This window comes from Acidimicrobiales bacterium, assembly GCA_041394265.1.
Lineage (GTDB): Bacteria > Actinomycetota > Acidimicrobiia > Acidimicrobiales > SZUA-35 > JBBQUN01.
This window is the reverse complement of the sequence record JAWKIO010000005.1, coordinates 3,656,695-3,673,705: the sequence shown is the minus strand read 5'-3', so window position 1 is coordinate 3,673,705 and position 17,011 is coordinate 3,656,695. Positions and strand designations below refer to the sequence as shown.

Here is a 17,011-nt window from a genome sequence, read left to right as displayed (position 1 = left end):
TAGGCCCATGTGAAGTCGACCTCTCGACTCGTCGAGCGACCTGCTGCGCCGCGGCGCCGAGCCAGTGCCGTGGTGAACGGCCTGGCTCTCGCCGCGTCCATGGTGGTCACGACGCTGGTGGCCCCCGCCCTTGCCAGCGTCTTCGTCGGGTCCCGCATGTTGGCTGAGGTGCCCCAGTTGTCCAGCGGCATCGTGATGCTGGATCTCGAGTCCGGATCACAGGTGCCGTTCGGCGGCGCCGGCCTGTGGGATGCGGGGACGAAGACCGGCACGATCACGGCGACCGACGGATCACTGTCGCTCGCTCACGGAGGCGACGCCCCGCCGAGTTCGTCTCCCACCTGGTGGGATCAGACCTGGTCCTCTCGCCAGTGCTTCGTGATGGACAACCCGGGAGCGCCAACCACGGAGTTCCCCGTCCAGATTCAGCTCGACACCGCAACACCGCTCGCGAACGGCGACATCCAGGCCGATGGAGCTGGTCTTCGGGCCATTGCCAGCGACACCGGGCTCGAGCTTCCCCTGTGGATCGAAGGCGCCATTCCCAGTGCCGCGACCGACATCTGGGTCCAGCTCGCAGACGCCCCGACCGGGCCGAGCGAGTTCTGCCTCTACTGGGGCAACCCGTCGGCGGCCAGCGTGAGCGACCAGTCCTCGGTCTTCACCTTCACGTCGCAGCGGATCCGCTACTACACCCTGACCGACAGCTACACCGGTGCGAACAACGTCGGCGGTCAGCTCTCGGTCGTCAGCTATTCCAACGGCAACTCGATCACCGTGGATGGCACCACCCAGGTGGGCAACCGGGGTCAGATGCTGACCTTCAACAACGTGACCCGCAACTCGGTGATCACCGCAACGGCCCCGTTGTCGGGCAGCGGTCTCGGCAATGCGACCGATTCCATCGTCCCCGAGTCCTACGCCGACACCGAGTTCATCTTCCCGACCAAGCGCAACGTGCAGACCATCTGGGTCCGCGCCCCGTTCGGCGCCGTCGACCTCGAGTTCCGGCACGGCACCACGGTGACGACCCAGACCGTGACCCCGGCCGACGGCTCGGTCGGCATCATCGCCGATGCCGACCCTGGCGGCGGCACCGGTGTTGGCGGCGCCGGCGAAGGTGTCGCCGTCCGCTCGACCAACGGCGTCCCCTTCTTGGCGATCAACAAGTCGCAGAACAATGACTCCATCCTCGGTGTGCCCTTCACCGGTGAGCCGCTCTACGGCATGCGGAGTCGAGACCTGCGCATCGGTGCCGGCTTCGCTGATGCGACGTTCGGCCTGCTCGGCTCGGACGGCACCGACCTTCCGGCCGAGACGGTGCTGGCCGGCTTCACCAACACCTACTACCTGGCGACAGACCTGCGAGGCGACGGCACGGCCTTCAAGCTCACGCCTACCAGCGGTCGCTCCGCTGCCGTGCAGCAAGCCGACGCCAACTCGTCGGAGTCGACGGCCTTCATTCCCTACTCGTTGCTCGACTACGAGTACTTCCTGCCGCAGGACGCCACCTACATCTCGATGGTCTGTCCGGTGCCCGGGCAGGGGGTCACGCTGACCGCACCCAGCCAGGCCCCGGTGACCTTCCCCTGCGACAACCCCGGTGGTGTGGCTGGCGCACCGGGCAAGGCCTACATCAACGCCGACCCAGGCGTGATCCCCGCCGGAACGCTCCTGTCGTCGTCGCAGCCGTTCTTCGCCTACAGCGAGGAAGCGATCTACGACGACGAGACCAACCTGGTCGGTGCGCTCGCCGCCAATCCACCCACGCCGGTCTCGCTCGGCACGACGCCCGGGCCGGTGGAGGGCCTCTACGCCGGATCAGGCACGTTCTCCAGTGCCTCGATCGACACCGGATCGAGCGGCTCGTACGGCTATCTCGACCTGATCGGCAGCCTCCCGACCGGAACGACCGCTCGACTCCAGATCGCCACCGGCGTGGACGCAGCCTCCGCCGACGCTGCCACTCCCGTCGGTCCCGACGGCACCACCTCGACCTGGTACGAGGTGGGCAGCGACCTCGTCGCCTCGATGCACGAGGGCAACACGTTCATCCGCTTCGTCGTGACGCTCACCTCCACCGACCCATTCGCTTCACCCACGATCAGCGAGATCCGCCTGACCACCGACCTCGCCGAGTTCACCGCCGACGCCACCGGCACGGTGACGGTGCCGGTCACCGGTGGCGCCGGCTTGGCGACCCATCAGATTGCTCGCTTCACCACGTCGACACCGCTGGACTACGACGTTCGTGCCTTCTACGCCGGGGGCAGCGGCCTGCCCGATGCGACCACGCTGCGAGTGCGTACCGATCATCCCGACACCCACGTCGAGGCCGCATCGGGAGCGATCATCACGGCGTCGGGCAGCGACCATCCCCACAGTCAGGGCGACGCGTTCGACCTCATCCTCGACGAGGACATCGCACCGGGTTCGACGGTCACGCTCGATGTCACGGTCACGTTCGAAGCCGCTGATGGACTGGTGCTCCAGAAGGACGTCAGCTTCGTCATCACCGGCTGAGCGCCAGCGCGCTGATCAGTCGGTCGTCACTCCGGAGAGTTGCTCGAGCACCTGGGTGAACACCTCGGCGGGCTGAGCGCCCGGCACACCGGCCTGGCGATCGAACACGAACGTGGGCACCGACGTGATGCCGGCCTGCCCTGCGAACTCGAGGTGACTGAGCACCTCGGCCTTGCCCGCATCGCCCGAGAGCCACGCCCGAGCCTGCTCGGCGTCGATCCCGACCTCCTCGGCGAAGCGGATCAGGTTGTCGACCACACCGAGCGACTCGCCCTCGACGAAGTAGGCGCGCATCAGCCGCTCCTTCAGCTCGAGCTGGACGCCCTCGAGCTCGGCCAGCACGAGCAACCGATGTGACAGGAGCGTGTTCGCCCGCACGGCGTTGTCCATGTCGAACTCGAGTCCCTCACCGGCCGCCTCGTTGGTGACGTGATCGATGATCTCGCGGGCTCGCTCGGGTCCGCCGAACTTCTTCTCATAGCCCTCGATCACCGGAAGTCCCGGACCCTGGGGCGCGTGGGGATCGAGCTGGAACGAGCGGTAGGCCACCTGGATCTCGACCTCGGGATGGGCCTCGCGGAACGCCGCCAACCCTCGTTCCCACCGGCGCTTGCCGATGTAGCACCACGGACACACGACGTCGGACCAGATCTCCACGAGCATGCTGTTCGTCAACCCGAGCGGGCCCCAGACATTCCGTGCCGGGACAACTCCGCAGTTCGGACTATGTTCGTCGCGTGCTCCAACGTCTGCGCAAGCATCGGCCCGGTTCGAGGCCGGCCACCGCCTCGACCGACCCGGTCGTGGTCGACCTGCGAGCGGCCCTGTCCCCCGATCGCGTCCGTGACGACGGCGCCGAGCGAGCATTGCTCGGTCACGACGCCTCGGTCTTCGACGGCGGCGTCTCGGGTCCGATCTGCTTCCCGACCTCGACCGCCGAGGTCCAGGCCATCATGCGCATCGCCGCTGCGCACGGTCGGGCCGTCGTGCCTCGGGGCGCGGGGACCGGTCTCGCCGGCGGCGCGATCCCGCTCGGCGCCCCGATCGTGGTCGCCATGACCAAGATGAACTCGATCATCGACGTCGACACCGACAACCGGGTGGCGTGGGTCGAGCCGGGCGTGATCAACCTCGACCTCACGAAGCATCTGCAACCGCTCGGCTTCCACTTCGCACCCGACCCGTCGAGCCAGCAGGTCTGCACCATCGGCGGCAACGTCGCCAACAACTCCGGCGGCCCACACTGTCTGGCCTACGGCGTCACCAACTCCCACATCGTCGCCGTCGAGGTCGTCCTGGCTTCCGGCGACGTTGCGATGCTCGGAGGGTTGGAAGCCGAACCGGCCGGGCTCGACTTGCGAGGCGTGTTCGTCGGCGGCGAGGGCACGCTCGGCATCGCAACGAAGGTGGCGGTCACCATCACCAAGAACCCACCCGAGGTCCGCACGCTGCTGCTCTCCTTCGCTTCGGTGCGAGATGCTGCCAACACCGTCAGCGCCGTGATCGCTGCCGGCATCGTGCCCGCCGCCATGGAGGTGATGGATCAGCGCATCACCGTTGCCGTCGAGAACTATGTGCACGCCGGCTATCCGACCGACGCCGCCGCGGTGCTGCTAGCCGAGGTCGACGGACTGGCCGACGGTGTCGACATCGACGCCGCCGCCATCGGCGACATCGGCCGAGCGAATGGTGCCACCGATGTTCGGCTCGCCCAGACCGACGAGGAGCGAGCACTACTGTGGAAGGGGCGCAAGACGGCATTCGGCGCCATCGCCCAGATCGCTCCGGACTACTACCTGCACGACACCGTCGTTCCCCGGTCGAAACTGGCCGAGGTCCTCGAGCAGATCTATGCCATCGCCGACCGCCACGAGCTCCTGGTGATGAACGTCTTCCACGCCGGCGATGGCAATCTGCATCCGCTCCTCATCTTCGATGCCCGTGAGCCCGGCGTTCTCGACCGGGTCCACGCCGCCGGTGGCGAGATCATCACGGCGTCGCTCGACGCCGGCGGGGTGCTGTCGGGCGAGCACGGGATCGGCGTCGAGAAGCAGGCGTACATGGACCGGCTGTTCACCGACGACGACCTCGATCACCAAGCTCGGCTCCGGCGGGCCTTCGATCCCGACTGCCGGGCCAATCCGGGCAAGGTGCTGCCGACGGGCCACAGCTGTGCCGACATCCAGGCGCTCCGCTCGGTGCCCAAGGGAGTATGGGGATGAGCGGCACTTCCAGTCAGGCCACCCTGGCCTCGCACGACCCGGTGCTGGCTGACTTCGCCGACGAGGTCGGGGCCGACGGAGCCGTCGCCGTCCGCGGTGGAGGGACGCGCTGGTCGCTCGGCGGTCCGCTTGATGACGGCGTCCGCGTACTGTCGGCGCCGTCCGGCATCGTCGAGTACGTGCCCGAGGAGATGATCGTTCGGGTGCGGGCCGGCACCACGGTGGCCGAGCTCGACGCCGAACTGTCGGCCAGGGGCCAACGCACCGCACTCCCCCGGCGCAGCGACAGCTCGACCGTCGGTGGGGCACTCGCCGTGGGCGAGAACGATGTGGCCATGCTCGGCCGAGGCTCGGTCCGATCGGCGCTGCTCCAGGTCCGCTACGTCTCGGCTGAAGGGCGCATCATCACCGGTGGCGGGCCGACCGTCAAGAACGTGACCGGGTTCGACCTGCCTCGGCTCATGGTCGGCTCGCTCGGAACCCTCGGTCTGCTGGCCGAGGTCATCATCCGGACCAACCCGATCCCTGCGGCCTCGCAGTGGCTGAGGTCCGACGACGCCGACCCGTTCCGGGCCCGCGATGCGCTGCTCGCACCCAGTGCGGTGCTCTGGGATGGATCCACCACCTGGATCCAGCTGGAGGGCCACGGTCTCGACGTCGAGGCCGAAGCCCGGGCGCTCCGTGCGGTCGGCAGCTTCGAGGCCATCGATGGACCACCGGCCCTGCCGACGAACCGTTGGTCGCTCGCCCCGGCGGCGTTGCGTTCGTTGGGATCGCCCGACGGTCCCAACGGAACCGGCGCCTTCGTTGCAGCAGTCGGCACGGGACTCGTGTTCGCCGAACGGCCACAACCTGCTCGCCCGATCGATCCGGTCATCACCCAAGTGTCGAACCGCATGAAGCTCGAATTCGACCCCACTGGTCGCCTCAATCCCGGACGCACGCCGGGCAGAACCGAGTAGCCGATGGACCTCGAACTCGATCCCGACGACCTCAACACCTGTGTGCAATGCGGGCTCTGTCTGCCGTCGTGTCCCACGTTCCGGGTGACCGGCGACGAGACCATGTCACCGCGTGGCCGTATCGCCCTGATGCGCCAGGTCCAGAACCACGACGCTCCACTCACCCCCGAAGTGCTTCGTTCGTTCGAAAGCTGCGTGCAGTGCCGAGGCTGCGAGCCTGCATGCCCCTCTGGGGTTCCCTACGGCCACCTGATGGAACGGACGCGGGAGACGCTCGCCGAGGCTGGCGAGCTCACGCCTCGCTGGCAACGACTCGCCTTCAAGCCGCTGGCCCACCCTGGTCTGTTGCGTGCGGGGTCGAAGGCCATCGGGGTCGCCCAGCGCCTCCACCTGGTCCCCGACCGCCTGGGTCTCTCCGCCGAGATCCCGCTCCGCTCCGAGCCACTCACCGCCTCCGGTACCGATGTGTACCTCTTCACCGGTTGTGTGATGGATGCCTGGCAGCGCGAGGTCCACCGAGCAGGCCAACGCGTGATCGAGGCCGCCGGCTTCGGCGTGACCCCGACCAACGATCTCGCGCCGTGCTGCGGGGCGCTTCAGGCGCATGCCGGCCTCACCGGCGAGACCCGGGCGCTGGCCGAGCAGATGATGCAATCGCTCGACCCGGGCGACGGTCCGACGCCACGACCGATCCTGGTTGACTCCGCCGGCTGTGGTGCGGCCATGAAGGACTACGGTCACCTGCTCGGCACCGCCGAGGCCGTCGCCTTCGCCAACCGGGTCTTCGATATCGGTGAGTGGCTTGCTGCACACGTGGATCGACTCCCACAGGTCGAAGCGCTCGATCTGACCGTCGCCATCCAAGACCCGTGTCATCTGCGCCATGTCCAGAAGGTCCATGGCGCCACCCGCACGGTGCTTCGCCCGTTCGTACGCACGTTGGTCGAACTCGACGACGACGGCCTGTGCTGCGGCGCCGGCGGCGCCTACTCGGTGCTCGAACCCGAGCTGGCCGGCCAGATCCGTGAGCGCAAGCTCGGCTCGATCGGCCGAGCTGCGCCCGACGTGGTGGCCAGTGCCAACCCCGGGTGCTCCATGCATCTCGGCGCCGCTGGTGTTCCGACGCTGCACCCGATGGAACTCATCGATCGAGCGATCGCCGCCGCAGGAGTCCCACGATGAACACGCCGCCACTAGGTCGCGTCGCACTCCTCCACCCGGGATCGATGGGGGCAACGATCGGTGCGGCACTCGTGCACACCGGCCACACCGTGCGGTGGTCGGGAGAGGGTCGATCACCGGCCAGCCACGACCGTGCGCGAGCAGCCGGCATGGTCGATGCCGGCTCCCTGGTCGATCTTCTCCACGACGTCGACACCGTCCTCTCGGTGTGTCCGCCCGATGCTGCGGTGATGGTCGCTCGCCAGGTCAGCGAACTGGGCGGCGCCCGCCGCTACATCGACGCCAATGCGATCGCGCCCGAAACGGCTCGCGAGATCGCCGAGATCGTCGGGTTCGGCGGTGGCACGTTCGTCGACGGCGGCATCATCGGCCCGCCCGCTCACACCGCCGGGACCACGCGGCTCTACCTCTCGGGCGACGATGCCGAGTTGGCAGCCGGCGCCTTCGAGGGATCACTCGTCGAGGCCATCGCCACCGATGGCGGAGCCGGCGGCGCATCGGCGTTGAAGCTCTGCTACGCCGGTTGGACCAAGGGTTCCGCAGCCCTGCTCCTCACGATGCGCAGCGCTGCCGAGTCCGCAGGTGTCGCCGATGCGCTGATAGCCGAGTGGGAGCGCTCACAACCCGGACTGGTTCGTCGAAGCGAGCAGACGGCCGCCAGCGCGGCACCGAAGGCGTGGCGCTGGGTCGGCGAGATGGAAGAGATTGCCGCCTTCCTCGCCGCCGCCGAACTCCCCAATGGATCGTTCGCTGCCGCCGCCGAACTGTTCGCTCGGCTCGAGGGCTGCAAGGACCAGGTCGAGCCTCCCCTGTCGCTCGACCAGGTGATGGGCCAGATCAGGCGCTGAGTTCCTCGCCGACGTTGCGATGCCGCAGCCAGCGGATGCCTTCGATCAGCGCGGTCACCGACAGGGCGGCACCGAACGCGTAGAGGAACGCTGCGGTGTGATTGTCCTTGAACTTGTTGCCGAAGAAGTAGCCGAGCGATCCGGCGTAGGTGGCCCACAACAGGCCGGCGAGGGTGTCGAATGCGAGGAACCGCCGGTAGTCCTGCTTGGTCAATCCTGATGACAAGGTGATGGCGGTACGCCCGCCGGGGATGAAGCGAGCGGTGACCAGCAACATGCCGCCCCGGGTTTCGAGCTGCCCTTTCGCCCACTCGAGCCGTTGCTGGCGCGACGGTTTGTGGAAGAAGGATCGTTGGAGCCAATCACCGGCCCGACGACCGATCCAGTAGGCAATCGAATCGCCGGCGACCGCGCCACTCGCCCCGAACAGGATGACCAGCGCCAGCAACAGGTGCCCCTGTCCTGCCGCGATGCCTCCGAGGATGACGGTGGTCTCGCTCGGCACGACCGGCACCACCGAGTCCAGCAGGGCGATGGCGAAGATGATGGCGTAGAACCACGGGTTGGACGACAGGTCCGCCAGACCGCTGAACAGGGAGTCGAGCATTGCGGCAGGGTAGCCAGGTGGGGCCGTGGTCGATGCGCACCCTGACGTCGACGGCAGGCTGGCGGCTCGAAGCCTCGCCGGCGTTCGCTGTCTGATTCAGCGTTCGAAGTGGGCGACGGTCTCGATGTGGGAGGTGTGGCCGAACAGGTCGAACACCCGCACGTCACGTAGTAAAAACCCGGCGTCGATCAGCAGGGCAGCGTCGCGCCCGAGCGAGGCCGGGTCACAACTGACCAGAACCAGCGTGGTGGCGCCGGTGGCGGCGAGGACGTCGACGGCCGGCTTGCCGAGGCCGGCCCGGGCCGGGTCGGCGATCACGACCGTGGCCGGCGATGGCCACCACTGCTCGACCAGGGAATCGTGGACCTCGGCATCAGGTCCGAGGTTGACTCGGGCATCGTCGAGCGACGAGCGATTCGACTCGACGCCGGTCACGTGACGCTCACCGCCGAGCAAGGCACCGAAGAGGCCGCCACCGCAATAGGCGTCGACGAGCGGTCCGTCCTCGGCATTCGCGATCATCTCGGCTGCGGCGGCGACGAGCGCTTCGGCGCCGTCGGTCCGGCTCTGGAAGAACGAGTCGGCCGAGATGCGAAGGCGGACGCCGTCGACGATGTCGGTGATGGCGGTCGTTGCGCCGTCGAGTAACTCGTCTCGCCCGATCAGCTGCACGCCATCGGGCACGGTGCAGCCGGTCGCCGAAGGGGAGACGATCACCAGGCGCTCGCCGGTGTTGCCTCCGACCTTGATCGTCACTTCCTCGGCCCCGGGGAACCGGCCTTGCACGAGGATCTCTTCGGCCAACGGGTGCGCGATCAGGCAATGGTTCGGGACGACGACCCGATGCGACTGGGCAGCGCGGTAACCGGCGCGGTCACCGCTCACCGCCGCCCGGATCGTGGTGCGGTAGCGCTCGGACTCGAGCGGGGCACCGGCGATCACCGGCGGCGACGGGAGCTTGCCGATCCGCTCCAGCGCGTCGGTGACGATCCGCAAGCGAAGGTCATGTTGGGCGCCGATGGCGATGTGCTGCCAGTCGCAGCCGCCGCACCCCTCGGCGACATGGGGGCATGGCGGTTCGACCCGATCGGGTGACGGCTCGACGATCGAGACGATCTCACCTCGGCGGAAGCGCTTCTTGTCGAGCGTGATACGAACCTCGACTCGGTCGCCCGGGACCCCGCTGGCGACGAACACGACTCGTCCATCGGGGCCGACACCAACCCCGTCGCCGCCTTTGGCGATGCGCTCGACCGCCAGTTCGAACGTGTCGGGGGTCTGGTTGGCCCCTCCGTTGTCGTGTTCACCTTCTCTCCCGACAGCTCGTGAGGCACTCGTCGCCGCTCATCACATCACCCGCAACGATCATCGACGGACGCCGAGGTGGCAACTCGGTGCGAATCCGGCCACCATGGTGCGCCGCCGGACCGACCCATGAGGACGACGCCCGGCCTGCACCCTCGCACCACTGTCAAAGGACGTCATGTCGCCCGCTTCCGATCCGCAGCTCCCCGATCTGTTCATCACGCCTTCGGTCCTTCCCGCCGATTTCTCCAAGCTGGGCCAGGCCTGCGAGGAACTGACCGACGCCGGCGTGGACCGTATCCAGTGGGACGTCATGGACGGGCGCTTCGTGCCCAACCTCACCTTCGGCGCCGACGTGATCAAAGCCTGCCGCCCGGCGTCGAACGTGCCGTACGAGGCGCACCTGATGATCGAGGACCCCGACACCCTGATCCCCGATTTCATCGACGCCGGATGCGACATCATCATCGTGCACGTCGAGGCCTGCCGTCACCTGCACCGCACGCTGGCGAACATCGCCTCGCTGGGGGCGAAGCCGGCGGTGGCGCTGAACCCGCACACCCCGATCTCGATGATCGAGAACGTGCTCGATCTGCTCGACATGGTGCTCGTCATGACGGTCAACCCGGGATTCGGCGGGCAGGCCTACATCTCGTCGATGGAGCCCAAGGTCGACGCAACTCGGGCCCTGCTCGACACCGCCGACCATTGGATCGACCTCGAGGTCGACGGTGGCATCTCCAACTCGACCGTCGCCGGTGCCGCCGGGAGCGGCGCCAACGCGCTGATCTCGGGCTCGGCACTGTTCAAGCATCCGGGTGGCCTCACGGCCGGCGTCGATGAGTTGCGTGCCCTCGCCACCGAGGCGTGGACGAAACGCCTGGCCGGCTGAGAGCCGCGGTTGCTCCTGGCCGACGGATCAGCTGGATGCCGCCGACCGAACGGTCGGCGGCCATCGGCCTCAGGAGCTCAGTTCGCCCGTGCGGGTGATCACCCGGTCGAGCAGGCCGTAGTCGCGGGCCTCCTCGGCGGTGAACCACTTGTCGCGGTCGGAGTCGGCCGTGATCTGCTCGACGGTCTGGCCCGAATGCTCGGCGATGAGCTCGGCCATCTGGTGCTTGATCTTGATGAGGTTCTCGGCCTGGATGGCGATGTCGGACGCCTGGCCCTGCACGCCGGCGCTCGGCTGGTGCATCAGGATGCGGGCGTGCGGCAGGGCGTAGCGCTTGCCGGGAGCACCGGCGGTGAGCAGGAACTGCCCCATCGAGGCGCCCATACCCAGACACACCGTGGCGATTTCGGGCTTCACGAACTGCATGGTGTCGTAGATGGCCATGCCGGCGGTGACCGACCCACCCGGCGAGTTGATGTAGAGCCAGATGTCCTTGTCGGGGTCCTGGCCGGCCAGGTACAGCATCTGTGCGGCGATCGAGTTGGCGATCGTGTCATCGACCTGCTGGCCGAGGAACACGATGCGCTCCTTCAGGAGCTCCTGATAGATGTCGAACCCGAACCCTCCGCCGGGCGAGGCGGCCACCGGGGTGCCAGGAACGAGATTGGGCGTCATCGCGGGCTGTGTCATGGGCTGCAGGCTAGCGGGATCCGTTCGGGCTGGAGACGATCGACCACCCTGCCTCGACGGCGTCGACGTCGCCGCTCGTCGCCGTCAGCTGCGTGGGGTGTCGGACAGGAGCCAGTCGAAGGTGATGTTGCCGTCGCTGCCGGTGAGATCGATGTTCGACAGTTCGATGTCGTAGACGTCACCGGTTTCGGTGTCGGTCACGCCGCAGGTCACGACTGCGTCCGGTGTGACGACGATCGACGCCTCACCACAGTCGACGGTCTCCGCTGGAACCTCGACCTCGAACTGGTCCGCCAATGACTGCGCAGTGATGCGCTCGACCTCGCCGACCTTGGACCCGAGAATCACATTCGTGGTCTCGACCTCGACCCGATCGCCGCTCGCCGTGGCCAGGTAGCTGATGGTCTGGCCGGACTCGGTCGTGGCCGAGCAGGTGAACGTGTCGCCGTCGGCGGGCTTGTCGCCGCCCTCGGCGGGGTCGCACGTGGCGGTGACGGCACCGAGTCCGACGGTGTCGGCCAGGTCACCCTCGATCACCTCGACCGCCGCACCGTCGTAGTCATTGCCACCGCAGCCAGCCAACAGGAAGGCACTGGCGATGGCAGCGCCAATCGAGAGAAACATGCGTCGACCCGCAGATCGACGCGGCGTTGCAGAGGGTGCAGTCGGCGCACCGGCGGCAGGATCGACGGCAAGTACTGGGGTCATGGGACGCGAGCTCCTGGATCTGTGGTTGATGCACAGTCTGACGCACGTTCCCGGCCGCGGTTGCACGAACCGTCAAAATTCGACGAACAATCGGTTTCGATTCCGACTACTTGCCGGACTTGCCGCCCTTGCCGGACTTGCCATTCCCGTTGCCGCCATTGCCCTTGCCCGGGTGGTCGTCCTGGCTCTCGACTTCGAGCCCTGAGTCGTCGTCGCCGTCGTCGCTGTCGTCGCTGTCGTCGATCGAGTCGTCCATCGAATCATCGTGATCGGCGTCATCGTGATCCGCGTCATCGTCGTCGTGATCGACGTCGTCGCTCTCGTCCTCGTCGTGGTCCTTGCCACAATCGGTGTGCGCGGCCTGGCTCACGACCGAGCCCTTGCCCTTGCCGTCGAGTCGATCATCGTGGGCGACACCCGAGACGTACTCCCCGTGGTTCTTCGCGTCCTCGCACAGCACGTCGCCGTAGGGCACGCCCTCATCGTCGACGATGCCGGCCGTCTCGGTCACCGACTCGTCGACCTCGCCATCGATCGAGTCCTCCTCCGCAGGCACCTCCTCGGTCGGCGGTTCCTCGGTCGCTGCTTCCTCGACCGGTTGCTCCTCGGGCTGAGTCACGGGCACGAAGGTCTCCTGCGCAACCTCCTCGACCACCGTGGTCTCGGGCGATTCGTCACTGCCGGCGGGCAGCGTGACGGCGCCGGTGGCAGCGGCAGCGGCCGTGGCGGTCGTCATGGCGCCGGCGACAGCCAGGGACACGGCCTTGTTGGCGAGAGCGAACTTCATGATCATGAACGGACCTTTCCGGTGCGTGCGACGTTGCGTCGGCGACGAGGAACGCCGTGGCATCGGCACCAACCGGCCAAAACTTGAGGCGAGCACGACACCCCAGACCGTTCGCCTGATCGCGCTCGCCGCCGCGCTATGTTGCGGGAGCAGTGATCGGGCGCCAGCAGCGCCCGCCACGCATGCGGACGTGGCGGAATTGGCAGACGCACCAGGTTTAGGTCCTGGCATCGAAAGATGTGGGGGTTCAAGTCCCCCCGTCCGCACCATCGGCGATTCGGCCATCCGCTGCGTCGCGATCGGGACGTCGACGCGGCCAGTGAGCGGGGGGCGACGATACGTGGCGGTCGAAGCCTGCAAGACTTCCTGGTGGAACAGGTTTGGTCACGCTGCGTTGTGGGAACACGACGATTTGCGGTTGCCCCGCCACCATCGCCCGAAGGAAGTGCACCATGGCTCATCCCGCCACGCGCCACCCCGCCGCCGTCCCCGCTCTCACCGTCGACTTCACCGACGTGATCGATGCCCTCGTGTCCCCGATCCACGTCGACGCAGCACCGATCCCTGCACCCGACGACCAGGTCGCCGGCCGAGTCCACCTGCGACCAGTGGCTCCCGCCGATCAACGCCTGCCGGCCCATCACGACACGGTGGTCCCTGGCGCGATGGCTGGTGAACTCGTGCTGATGGACGACTTCGCCGGCGAGCTCCGCCGCTGGCTCTCGACGCCGCAGTAGCGCGCTCGCTGCTCGACGCCACCTCTCCTCTCCCACGGTGCCGCTGACGGCACCCACGTACCGCCGACGCCCGACCGAGTGCGCTCGCTTCGACAACTCCGGCATCACGGCATCGTCCCACCGGAGTTCCTGCGGGTCGGGCTCGGGCCGGTAGAGGCGAGGATGCAGTAGCATCGCCGCCGTGGAGCCGGTGGACGTGGTGCAGGCGTATTTCGACGAGGTCTATGGTGAGCGCAAGGTGGCCGCCGCCCGGCGCTTCCTGGCCGATCCGTGCCTGCGACATGAGCACGGCGAGCTGGTCGAGATGTCCCTGGAGCAGAACCTCGACCGCATCGGGCACTTCCTCGAACAGGCACCCGACCTCACCTTCGACAGCCCTATCCTCACCGGCAACGCCGAGTTCGTCACCTCGTGCTTCAACCTCATGTTCGGAGGCCGAGCGATCAGCGGCATCGAGGTCTTCCGGATCGTCGACGGCAAGATCGCCGAGACCTGGAACTCCACCACCCAGTCCGGTCGCTGGGGCTGACCCCCGCATGCTCCGACGTTTCTTCCGCCGCGCCGCCAACCGCACCACCTCCAACCGCAGCGCCTCGGGCCGCCCGGTCTCGAACGGGACCGCGTCCACGGGATCGGTCGACGCCACCTCCGGCATCTTCACGATCGTGCCGCCGTTGTCCGGCGAGCATCGTCGCCAGACCGACGCCGCGCTGGCCTCGCTCGTGCGCAACGGCGTGCTCTACGACGACGAAAACGACCTCGACGAGGTCTACGAGTACGTCCGGGTCAACGGCCCCGACGATCCGTGCGACCCGATCGAGTTCGGCGAGGTCGTTGGTTCGGTTGCGTCCACGCTCGACCCACTCACGAACCTGGCGTTCATCCCCAGATGGTCCGAAGTGACCGCCACCGACGTGGAGGAGTTCGCCGAGTCGATCTGCTGGTTGGCCGGCATCAACACCAGCGCCATCGCGCTGGCATCGGCCAACGACCCGAGCACGCTCACGGTCCGCTTCGAGATCGAATCCGGACTCGAGGTCGCGATCGAGACACGTCTCGTTCCGAAGGGGATTCCCGAGGGACTGATCGAAGGACTCGCCGACTTGCTCGATCCGATCCTCGAACCACGCCGGCTCGTCGTGACCTTCACCCTCGGCCATTGTGTGATCAGCGCACTCGACCCCGCACGCACGGCAGCAGTCAACGACGAGACCAACGCCGGCTACCTGCCGGCACGTCTCCCTTCGATCTGACTCGTGCCGCTGAGGCCCGACCCGGTCAACAGACCGGGGCCGACCTCAGCTCAGATGGTCGAGTGCCATTCGCAGGCTGATCATCGCCCGGCCGCGGTGGCTGAGTTCATGTTTCTCGGCGCTGGACATCTCGGCGAAGGTCTGCCCGTCGCCCTCATCGGGTTCGAAGACCGGGTCGTAGCCGAAGCCGTTGGCACCGCGGCCTACATCGATGATGCGCCCGGTGACCGATCCCTCACCCGTCACGCCGGAGCCGTCGGGCCGGATCAGCGCAACGACCGAGCGGAACTCGGCCCGTCGATCCTCGACACCGTCGAGCTCGCCCAGGAGCTTGGCGACATTCTCGGCGTAGGTTGCGTTCTCGCCGGCATAGCGGGCGCTGTAGACCCCAGGGCGGCCGCCGAGCGCGTCGACGAACAGGCCGGTGTCGTCGGCGATGGCATCACACCCGGTGAAGGTGGCGATCTCGGAGGCCTTCTTGATGGCGTTGCCCTCGAGCGTGTCGGCGTCTTCGATCGTCTCGGGTGCATCTGCCGGGCGAGGTACGACCTCGTAGCGGTCACCGAGCAACTCGACGAGATCCTTCACCTTGTCGGGATTGGCCGAGGCGATGACCAGGCGAGGCTTGCCACCCATCAGGATCGGGCAGGACGGACGGCCGGAGGCTCGGCAACGACCGCTCGCTGGAGTTCGATCAGCTCGGCGATCCCGCTGGAAGCCAGGTCGAGCATGGCATTCAGTTCGTCGCGAGCGAACACGGCAGCTTCGGCCGTGCCCTGGACCTCGATGAACGAACCGGCACCGTTCATGACCACGTTCATGTCGACCTCGGCGGTCGAGTCCTCGATGTAGGGCAGATCGAGGCGGGGCTCGCCGTCGATGATGCCGACACTCACGGCTGCGCAATGCTCGACGAGCGGGTGCTTCTTCAGCCCCAACCGAGTGATGGCGTCATGGAGGGCGATGTAGCCACCGGTGATCGATGCCGTGCGGGTGCCACCGTCGGCCTGGAGCACATCGCAATCGACGGTGATCGAGCGCTCGCCCAGGAGCTTCATGTCGCACACGGCACGCAAGCTGCGTCCGATGAGCCGCTGGATCTCCTGGTCGCGTCCGCTGACCCTGCGACGGATCCGCTCCGGGCTCGACCCGGGGAGCATGTTGTACTCGGCGGTGACCCAGCCCTTGCCACTCCCCCGCATCCACCGCGGCACGTCGTCATCGATCGAGGCGGTGCACAGCACATGCGTGCGACCGAACTTCACCAGGACCGAGCCGTCGGCCATGTCGGTGAAGTCGCGCTCGAAGCTGACCGGGCGGAGTGCGCTTGCGGTACGGCCATCGGGGCGGTGCCCGGCAGGTGCGGTCGAGGAGCTGGCGGAGTGTTCAGTCACAGGGTTCCCATCGTTCGGCGTTCACGAGTTCTGGCCCGAGCAGTCTGCTCCCGATCGCGGCGAACGCGCGCACATCGCCGGAGGAGATGAAGGTGTGTTGCCCGATTCGTGTGTGGTCCGAGTGCTCGAGTCCCGAGCTGTGCATCAGATCGGCCAGCGCGAACGCGGTCTCGTCGGCCGACGACACCAGGACGACGTCGGGGCCCATCACCTCGGCGATGACGCGAGCGAGGTAGGGATAGTGGGTGCACCCCAGCAGAAGGGCATCGACGTCGGCGGCTACGACGGGAGCGAGCAGGCGTTCGGCGAGGATCTTGATCTGTGGCCCGGTGGTGACCCCCCGCTCGACGAACTCGACGAATCCGGGACAGGCGCAGGTGATGAGGTCGACGAGCGGGTCGACCTTGCCGACGGCGTCGTCGTAGGCACCGGACTCGATCGTCCCGACAGTGCCGATGACCCCAACCCGGTGTCGCTCGGTGGCCTGCAGCACGGCCCGCACACCGGGCTCGATCACCCCGACCACCGGGACCGGGAGGTGGTCTTGGAGGAGCGTGAGCGCAGCGGCGGTTGCGGTGTTGCAGGCGATCACCAGCATCTTGACGTCGTAGGCCTCGACGAGGTGGCGACCGATCTCCAGCGAATACGCCCGCACCTCGTCGGCCGGCTTGGAGCCGTAGGGGTAGCGTCCGGTGTCGCCTAGGTAGACCAGGTCTTCCGCCGGGAGCAGGTCGATCGCCGCCCGAGCCACGGTGAGGCCACCGAAGCCGGAATCGAACATCCCAATGGGTCGGTCGCTCACGGGTACGGAGAATACCGGCGCCGCCACCCGACGTGGGCAATACGCCCCGATCGCTGGATGTGTGACGACCACCGCACCTACAGTCGTCTTCGTTGAGTT

General features: G+C 67.5%; 18 protein-coding genes and 1 tRNA gene. 10 read left to right on the top strand and 9 right to left on the bottom strand.

The genetic code is table 11. The features are described 5' to 3' along the window. Nucleotides 1-9: 9 nt before the first annotated feature. Complete coding sequence (locus R2733_17875) at nucleotides 10-2,523, top strand: DUF2341 domain-containing protein (GenBank protein MEZ5378376.1); 2,514 nt, start codon at nucleotides 10-12, stop codon at nucleotides 2,521-2,523. Between the two features lie 15 nt (nucleotides 2,524-2,538). Here the strand turns inward: R2733_17875 and R2733_17870 are convergent, their stop codons facing one another. After that, entirely contained in the window at nucleotides 2,539-3,186 is a 648-nt protein-coding gene (locus R2733_17870; protein MEZ5378375.1) for a DsbA family oxidoreductase, read from the bottom strand. Between the two features lie 74 nt (nucleotides 3,187-3,260). On the opposite strand from R2733_17870, the gene R2733_17865 reads away from it, so the two are divergent. Genes R2733_17865 through R2733_17850 form a run of 4 tightly spaced genes read left to right on the top strand, consistent with a single transcriptional unit; the run spans nucleotide 3,261 to nucleotide 7,737 of the window. After that, entirely contained in the window at nucleotides 3,261-4,745 is a 1,485-nt protein-coding gene (locus tag R2733_17865; protein MEZ5378374.1) for an FAD-linked oxidase C-terminal domain-containing protein, read from the top strand. After that, entirely contained in the window at nucleotides 4,742-5,707 is a 966-nt protein-coding gene (locus R2733_17860; GenBank protein MEZ5378373.1) for an FAD-binding protein, read from the top strand. Before R2733_17865 ends, R2733_17860 begins: the two co-directional genes overlap by 4 nt. 3 nt (nucleotides 5,708-5,710) lie before the next feature. Further along, nucleotides 5,711-6,889, top strand: coding sequence for a (Fe-S)-binding protein (locus R2733_17855; GenBank protein ID MEZ5378372.1), 1,179 nt, complete (start codon nucleotides 5,711-5,713; stop codon nucleotides 6,887-6,889). After that, complete coding sequence (locus R2733_17850; protein ID MEZ5378371.1) at nucleotides 6,886-7,737, top strand: DUF1932 domain-containing protein; 852 nt, start codon at nucleotides 6,886-6,888, stop codon at nucleotides 7,735-7,737. Before R2733_17855 ends, R2733_17850 begins: the two co-directional genes overlap by 4 nt. On the opposite strand, the gene R2733_17845 is transcribed toward R2733_17850, so the two are convergent. Beyond that, nucleotides 7,727-8,344, bottom strand: coding sequence for a DedA family protein (locus tag R2733_17845; GenBank protein MEZ5378370.1), 618 nt, complete (start codon nucleotides 8,342-8,344; stop codon nucleotides 7,727-7,729). The two genes, R2733_17850 and R2733_17845, sit on opposite strands and share 11 nt — an antisense overlap. 96 nt (nucleotides 8,345-8,440) lie before the next feature. Continuing rightward, nucleotides 8,441-9,604 (bottom strand): TRAM domain-containing protein, encoded by a 1,164-nt coding sequence (locus R2733_17840; GenBank protein ID MEZ5378369.1) that lies wholly within the window; start codon nucleotides 9,602-9,604, stop codon nucleotides 8,441-8,443. Nucleotides 9,605-9,827: 223 nt separating this feature from the next. Between R2733_17840 and rpe the strand changes: the two genes are divergently transcribed. Next, nucleotides 9,828-10,541, top strand: a complete 714-nt coding sequence (gene rpe / locus R2733_17835; GenBank protein MEZ5378368.1) for a ribulose-phosphate 3-epimerase — start codon at nucleotides 9,828-9,830, stop codon at nucleotides 10,539-10,541. Between the two features lie 69 nt (nucleotides 10,542-10,610). On the opposite strand, the gene R2733_17830 is transcribed toward rpe, so the two are convergent. The 3 genes from R2733_17830 to R2733_17820 form a co-directional block, all read right to left on the bottom strand. After that, nucleotides 10,611-11,231, bottom strand: a complete 621-nt coding sequence (locus R2733_17830) for an ATP-dependent Clp protease proteolytic subunit (protein MEZ5378367.1) — start codon at nucleotides 11,229-11,231, stop codon at nucleotides 10,611-10,613. Between the two features lie 84 nt (nucleotides 11,232-11,315). Next, complete coding sequence (locus R2733_17825; GenBank protein MEZ5378366.1) at nucleotides 11,316-11,855, bottom strand: hypothetical protein; 540 nt, start codon at nucleotides 11,853-11,855, stop codon at nucleotides 11,316-11,318. Nucleotides 11,856-12,045: 190 nt separating this feature from the next. Continuing rightward, complete coding sequence (locus R2733_17820) at nucleotides 12,046-12,732, bottom strand: hypothetical protein (GenBank protein MEZ5378365.1); 687 nt, start codon at nucleotides 12,730-12,732, stop codon at nucleotides 12,046-12,048. Between the two features lie 178 nt (nucleotides 12,733-12,910). Between R2733_17820 and R2733_17815 the strand changes: the two genes are divergently transcribed. The 4 genes from R2733_17815 to R2733_17800 all read left to right on the top strand — a co-directional run bounded on the left by R2733_17815 (nucleotide 12,911) and on the right by R2733_17800 (nucleotide 14,716). Then, nucleotides 12,911-12,995, top strand: a tRNA-Leu gene (locus tag R2733_17815). Between the two features lie 183 nt (nucleotides 12,996-13,178). Continuing rightward, the gene (locus tag R2733_17810) at nucleotides 13,179-13,463 is read left to right on the top strand and encodes a hypothetical protein (protein ID MEZ5378364.1); all 285 of its coding nucleotides are present in this window, start codon (nucleotides 13,179-13,181) and stop codon (nucleotides 13,461-13,463) included. A 181-nt stretch (nucleotides 13,464-13,644) separates the two neighbouring features. Beyond that, the gene (locus R2733_17805) at nucleotides 13,645-13,992 is read left to right on the top strand and encodes a hypothetical protein (protein MEZ5378363.1); all 348 of its coding nucleotides are present in this window, start codon (nucleotides 13,645-13,647) and stop codon (nucleotides 13,990-13,992) included. Between the two features lie 7 nt (nucleotides 13,993-13,999). Next, nucleotides 14,000-14,716, top strand: a complete 717-nt coding sequence (locus tag R2733_17800) for a hypothetical protein (protein ID MEZ5378362.1) — start codon at nucleotides 14,000-14,002, stop codon at nucleotides 14,714-14,716. 45 nt (nucleotides 14,717-14,761) lie between these two features. On the opposite strand, the gene rdgB is transcribed toward R2733_17800, so the two are convergent. The 3 genes from rdgB to murI are packed head-to-tail and all read right to left on the bottom strand — an operon-like array spanning nucleotide 14,762 to nucleotide 16,912. Then, nucleotides 14,762-15,352 carry an RdgB/HAM1 family non-canonical purine NTP pyrophosphatase gene (rdgB, locus tag R2733_17795; protein ID MEZ5378361.1) on the bottom strand — a complete coding sequence of 197 codons (591 nt, stop codon included), beginning with the start codon at nucleotides 15,350-15,352 and terminating at the stop codon, nucleotides 14,762-14,764. Further along, complete coding sequence (gene rph, locus R2733_17790; GenBank protein MEZ5378360.1) at nucleotides 15,352-16,110, bottom strand: ribonuclease PH; 759 nt, start codon at nucleotides 16,108-16,110, stop codon at nucleotides 15,352-15,354. The genes rdgB and rph overlap by 1 nt, the downstream gene beginning before the upstream one ends. Next, on the bottom strand, nucleotides 16,103-16,912 hold the full coding sequence (gene murI / locus R2733_17785) for a glutamate racemase (GenBank protein ID MEZ5378359.1): 810 nt from the start codon (nucleotides 16,910-16,912) through the stop codon (nucleotides 16,103-16,105). Before murI ends, rph begins: the two co-directional genes overlap by 8 nt. Nucleotides 16,913-17,011 lie beyond the last annotated feature (99 nt).